5 protein-coding genes are annotated in these 5,762 nt (G+C 70.0%); 1 reads left to right on the forward strand and 4 read right to left on the reverse strand.

All coding sequences use genetic code 11. From position 1 onward, the window contains the following. The 3 genes from G3N92_RS30140 to eat all read right to left on the reverse strand — a co-directional run. Positions 1-308, reverse strand: a 308-nt coding sequence (locus G3N92_RS30140) for an ethanolamine ammonia-lyase light chain EutC (protein WP_206131210.1), incomplete at its 3' end; no start/stop codon positions are given. Further along, complete coding sequence (locus G3N92_RS30145; RefSeq protein WP_206131211.1) at positions 305-1,702, reverse strand: ethanolamine ammonia-lyase subunit EutB; 1,398 nt, start codon at positions 1,700-1,702, stop codon at positions 305-307. The genes G3N92_RS30145 and G3N92_RS30140, both read right to left, overlap by 4 nt. A 55-nt stretch (positions 1,703-1,757) precedes the next feature. After that, positions 1,758-3,146, reverse strand: a complete 1,389-nt coding sequence (gene eat, locus G3N92_RS30150; protein WP_206131212.1) for an ethanolamine permease — start codon at positions 3,144-3,146, stop codon at positions 1,758-1,760. Positions 3,147-3,386: 240 nt separating this feature from the next. Between eat and G3N92_RS30155 the strand changes: the two genes are divergently transcribed. After that, positions 3,387-3,866 carry a GyrI-like domain-containing protein gene (locus G3N92_RS30155; RefSeq protein WP_206131213.1) on the forward strand — a complete coding sequence of 160 codons (480 nt, stop codon included), beginning with the start codon at positions 3,387-3,389 and terminating at the stop codon, positions 3,864-3,866. 46 nt (positions 3,867-3,912) lie between these two features. Here the strand turns inward: G3N92_RS30155 and G3N92_RS30160 are convergent. Next, on the reverse strand, positions 3,913-5,762 hold a 1,850-nt coding region (locus tag G3N92_RS30160), incomplete at its 5' end, for a heavy metal translocating P-type ATPase (RefSeq protein ID WP_206131214.1).

The following is a 5,762-nucleotide window of genomic DNA, read 5'->3' on the forward strand; positions in this document are numbered from 1 at the left end:
GCCGCCGCCAGCGCCTCGCGGCTCGCGTCGGACAGCCGCCGGCCGAGGTCGGGCCGGCGCAGGTAATGCTGACGATCGGGCGCGGCGCTGTCGGCCGCGAGCGTCGCGTAGCCGGCCGCTTCCAGCTCGCCGCGCAATGCCTCCGCATCGAGCGGCTGATGCACGGCGTCGCGCGCCTGCGCATGCGAGAGCGTGAAGGCGAGCAGCGGCGCGGTGGGCAGGCTGCTGCCCGCGCGGCCGAGCGCGATGCGTGCGTTGGTGAACGACTTCAGGCCGCCCCAGGGGTTCTTCTCGACGGCGTCGCTCATGCGCCGATCCCCATCCAGTCGTCCGCGCCCGCCAGCAGCGGCGTGCGCGGCGAAACCGGCATCAGCGCGCCCTTCGCGTCGGCGATCTCCATCGTCTCCAGCCATTCCTCGAACTCGGGCGCGCGGCGCAGGCCCAGCACCTCGCGCACGTACAGCGCGTCGTGAAACGAGGTGCTCTGGTAGTTCAGCATCACGTCGTCGGCGCCGGGAATGCCCATGATGAAGTTGATGCCGGCCGCGCCCAGCAGCGTCAGCAGCGTGTCCATGTCGTCCTGGTCGGCTTCGGCGTGGTTCGTGTAGCAGATGTCGCAGCCCATCGGCACGCCGAGCAGCTTGCCGCAGAAATGATCCTCCAGCCCGGCGCGGATGATCTGCTTGCCGTCGTACAGATATTCGGGGCCGATGAAGCCCACCACCGTGTTGACGAGGAACGGCCGGAACTTGCGCGCCACCGCGTAGGCGCGCACCTCGCAGGTTTGCTGGTCGACGCCGTGATGCGCGTTCGCCGACAGCGCGCTGCCCTGGCCCGTCTCGAAGTACATGAGGTTGTCGCCGACGGTGCCGCGCTTCAGCGACCGGGCCGCCTCGTGCGCCTCGCCGAGCAGCGCGAGCGAGATGCCGAAGCTCGCGTTGGCCTGCTCGGTGCCCGCGATCGACTGGAACACCAGATCGACGGGCGCGCCCTTCTCGATGGCCGCGATGGTGTTGGTGACGTGGGTCAGCACGCACGACTGCGTCGGCACGCGGTAGCGCTCGCGAAACGCGTCGATCATGTTCAGCAGCTTGGTGATCGCGGCGAGGCTGTCGGTGGCCGGATTGATGCCGATCATCGCGTCGCCGGAGCCGTACATCAGGCCGTCGAGCATCGAGGCGGCAATGCCCTTCACGTCGTCGGTGGGATGGTTCGGCTGCAGGCGCACCGACATGCGCCCCGGCAGGCCCACCGTGTTGCGAAAGCGCGTGACCACGCGGCGCTTGCGGGCCGCCGCGATCAGATCCTGGTTGCGCATCAGCTTCGAGACGGCGGCGACCATTTCGGGCGTGAGGCCCGGCGCGACACGTTCGAGCGCGGCGCCGTCGGCGGCCGGCGACAGCAGCCAGTTGCGGAAATCGCCGACGGTGAGATGCGAGATCTCGGCGAACGCACCGACGTCGTGATCGTCGACGATCAGGCGCGTGACCTCGTCGCGCTCGTACGGGATCGGCACCTCGTTCAGGAATGCCTTGAGCGGCGCGGCGGCCAGCGACATCCTGGCGGCCACGCGCTCCTCCTCGCTGGCCGCCGCGACGCCGGCGAGCTGGTCGCCCGAGCGCAAGGGGCTTGCCTTGGCAAGCAGGGTCTTGAGGTCAGCGAACCGGTAGGTGCGCGAACCGATCGTCTCCGTATAGGCCATCTGCGAATCTCCTGCGGTCAGGCGGCGGGCGCGGCCAGCAAGGCCGCGCCGCGCCTCATTCCTCGAGCAGCGCCTCGGCGGGCGCGGCGGCGCGCTGGGCGCGCGTCGCCAGGAAGTAGACGAAGCCGAGCGCGACGATCGCCACGAACACGCCCGCCACCAGCGCGTTGAAATAGATCATCGTGCCGAGGCAGATCAGCGCGGCAACCAGCGCGAACGCCGGGAACAGCGGATACAGCGGCGCGCGGAACGGCCGCGCCATCGCGGGCTGCGAGCGGCGCAGCTTGAACAGCGCCGCCATGCTCACGATGTACATGACGATAGCGCCGAACACCGACATCGTCACGATGTTCGCCGTCAGCGTCTGGCCGCCGAACTGGATCAGCTCGTCGCTGTAGATCGCCGCGATGCCGATCACGCCGCCGGCGAGGATCGCGCGGTACGGCGTGCGAAAGCGCGGATGCACCTTGGCGAGCCACTCGGGCAGGTAGCCCTCGCGGGCCAGCGCGAAGATCTGGCGCGAATAGCCGAGGATGATGCCGTGGAACGACGCCACCAGCCCGAACAGGCCGAGCCACACGAGCATGTGCATCCAGCCGCTGTGCTCGCCGACGATGGTTTTCATCGCCTGCGGCAGCGGATCGTTGATGTTGGCGAGCTTGCTCCAGTCGCCCGCGCCGCCCGCGAACACCATCACGCCGATCGCCAGCACCACGAGGGTCAGGATGCCGGCCACGTAGGCGATCGGAATCGAACGCTTCGGGTTCTTGGCTTCCTCGGCGGCCATCGCCACGCCTTCGATCGCGAGGAAGAACCAGATCGCGAACGGGATCGCCGCGAACATGCCGTTGAACGAGCCAAGCGAGAAATGATCGGCACCGCTCCAGCCCGCGTGCGTGAAGTTCGACCACGAGAAGCCCGGCGACACCACGCCCATGAACACCAGCAGCTCGAAGATCGCCAGCACCGTGACGATCAGCTCGAACGTCGCGGCAATCTGCACGCCCACGATGTTGAGCGCCATGAACACGAGATAGGCGCCCATCGCCGCGTGCTTCGGCTCCAGCGACGGGAACTGCACGTGCAGATAGGCGCCGATCGCCAGCGCGATGGCCGGCGGCGCGAACACGAACTCCACCAGCGTGGCGATGCCGGCCAGATAGCCGCCCACCGGGCCGAACGCGCGGCGCGCGTAGGCGAACGGGCCGCCCGCGTGCGGGATCGAGGTGGTCAGCTCGGTGAAGCTGAAGATGAACGTGGTGTACATCGCGGCGATGAACAGCGCGGTCACCACGAAGCCGAGCGTGCCGGCGCTGGCCCAGCCGTAGCTCCAGCCGAAATATTCGCCCGAGATCACCAGGCCGACCGCGATCCCCCATAGCTGCCAGGTGCCGAGGGTCTGTTTCAGTGCCGGCCCGGAATGGCCGTTCGACTCTGCATGCATCGCGTTCTCCTCGGGTGCGGCCCGTCGGGCGCGGCGCGCCGGAGCGGGTGATGGAGAACCGATGCTAGAGCGTCACAAATCCGCGCGTTATCGAAAATCGGCAAAGGTGACGGCGTGGATCAAGGCGCGGCGGGCGGGGGAGATTGCGCGGACGGCGGCGGTTTCGTACGATGTGCGGCGCCGCGCGCCGGTTCACGATGTCGCCCGCGCGTGCATCGACCCTATTCAGGAGACCTGTTCATGAACGCGCGTCAGATCGAGATCCGCGAGCTTGCCCCGATCGAGGTGGTGGCCGCCGAACATCGCGGGCCATACGGCGACATGCAGGCCGCGTTCGCGCGGCTGGCCGCCTGGATCGATGCGCAGGGCCTGTTCGGCCCCGATGCGTGCTGCCTCGGCATCTTCCACGACGATCCGGCCGTGGTGCCGGCCGCGCAGTTGCGCTCGCATGCGTGCTTCGCGCTCGGCCCGGACACCGCGGCGATCGCGCTGCCCGAACCGTTCGAACACCTGACGATCGCGGGCGGCACCTGCGCCGTGCTGATCCACGAAGGGCCGTACGACACGCTCGGCGGCGCGTACGCCTGGCTGTTCGGCGAATGGCTGCCGTCGTCGGGCCATGTGCCGGCCGATGCGCCGTCGTTCGAGGCCTATCTCAACGATCCGCGCACCACGCCGCCCGAACGACTGCTGACCGCGATCCACCTGCCGCTGCGGTGAGCGGCGGGGATCGCCGGATTGCTGCGGATAACGAAATGACGGCCGCCTAGCCGCGCGAGGCGCGCAGCAGCCGCAGGCCGTTGCCGACCACGATCAGGCTCGCGCCCGCATCGGCGAACACGGCCATCCACATCGTGCCGAACCCGGCGATCGTCAGACCGAAGAACACCGCCTTCACCACCAGCGCGAAACCGATGTTCTGCAGCAGCACGCGGTGCGTGGCGCGCGAGAGCCGCACGAATTCGGGGATCTTGCGCAGGTCGTCGTCCATCAGCGCGACGTCGGCCGTTTCGATGGCGGTATCCGTGCCCATCGCGCCCATCGCGAAGCCGATGTCGGCGCGCGCCAGCGCGGGCGCGTCGTTGATGCCGTCGCCGACCATCCCGACCGCGCGCCCTGCCTGCGCCAGTTCGACCACGGCCGCGAGCTTGTCTTCGGGCAACTGGTTGCCGCGCGCGTCGTCGATGCCCACCTCGCGCGCGATCGCCGCCGCCGTGTAGGCGTTGTCGCCCGTCAGCATCGCGGTGCGGATGCCGAGCGCGTGCAGTTGCGCGATCGCCTCGCGGCTGCTGTCCTTGACCGTATCGGCCACCGCGAACAGGCCGAGCACGCGCGCCGCATCGATCAGCATCACCACCGTCTTGCCCTGCGATTCGAGCGCGGCGACGCGCGCGTCGAGCGCGGCCGAGGCGCGCCCGAGTTCGGCCGCCAGCCGCCGGTTGCCGAGCCAGTACGACGCGCCGTCGATCGCGCCGCGCACGCCACGGCCCGGCAAGGCCTCGAAGCCGTCGACCTCGGCGAACGGCGCCGCATCGGCCGCGGCGCGCGCGACGGCCTGCGACACCGGGTGATCGGAGCGGCTCGCCAGGCTCGCGGCCAGGAACGCGAGGCGGGGCAACGCGATGCCGTCGGCCAGCGCCTCGAGATCGGTGCGGGCGGGCTTGCCGTGCGTGATCGTGCCGGTCTTGTCGAGCGCGAGCCAGCCGAGCTTGCGGCCTTCCTCCAGATACACGCCGCCCTTGACCAAGATGCCGCGCCGCGCGGCGGCGGCCAGCCCGGAGACGATCGTGACCGGCGTGGAAATCACCAGCGCGCACGGGCACGCGATCACCAGCAGCACCAGCGCGCGATACAGCCAGTCGTGCCACGCGCCGCCCGCCAGCAGCGGCGGGATCACGGCCACCGCCAGCGCGATCGCGAACACGATCGGCGTGTAGATGCGCGAGAAGCGGTCGACGAAGCGCTGCGTCGGCGCCTTCGCGCCCTGTGCCTGCTCGACGGCGTGGATGATGCGCGCGAGCGTGGTGTTCGAGGCCACGGCGGTCACGCGATAGTCGAACGAGCCGGCCTCGTTGATGGTGCCCGCGAACACGGCGTCGCCGGGCGCCTTTTCGACCGGCAGGCTTTCGCCGGTGATCGGCGCCTGGTTGACGCTCGAGCGGCCGTCCACCAGTTCGCCGTCGAGGCCGATCCGCTCGCCGGGACGCACGCGCACGATCGCGCCGAGCGCCACGGCGGCCGCCGCGACCGGTGCCCAACTGCCGTCGGGCTGCCGCACCGTGGCCGTGTCGGGCGCGAGCCGCATCAGGCCCGAGATCGCGTTGCGGGCGCGGTCGAGCGACTTCGCCTCGATCAGTTCGGCGATCGTGAACAGCACCATCACCATCGCGGCCTCGGGCCACTGGCCGATCAACATCGCGCCGGTCACGGCAATGCTCATCAACGCGTTGATGTTGAGGTTGCCGTTGCGGATCGCGATCCAGCCCTTGCGGTAGGTCGTCAGGCCGCACACGGCCACCGACGCCACCGCGAGCAGCGCGGCCAGCCAGCCCGGCAAGCCGGCCCAGGTGACGGCTTCGGACGCGAGCGCGGCCACGCCCGCGGCGGCCAGCGGCC

Origin of the sequence: Burkholderia sp. Ac-20379, assembly GCF_017104645.1 — a bacterium.
GTDB lineage: Bacteria > Pseudomonadota > Gammaproteobacteria > Burkholderiales > Burkholderiaceae > Burkholderia.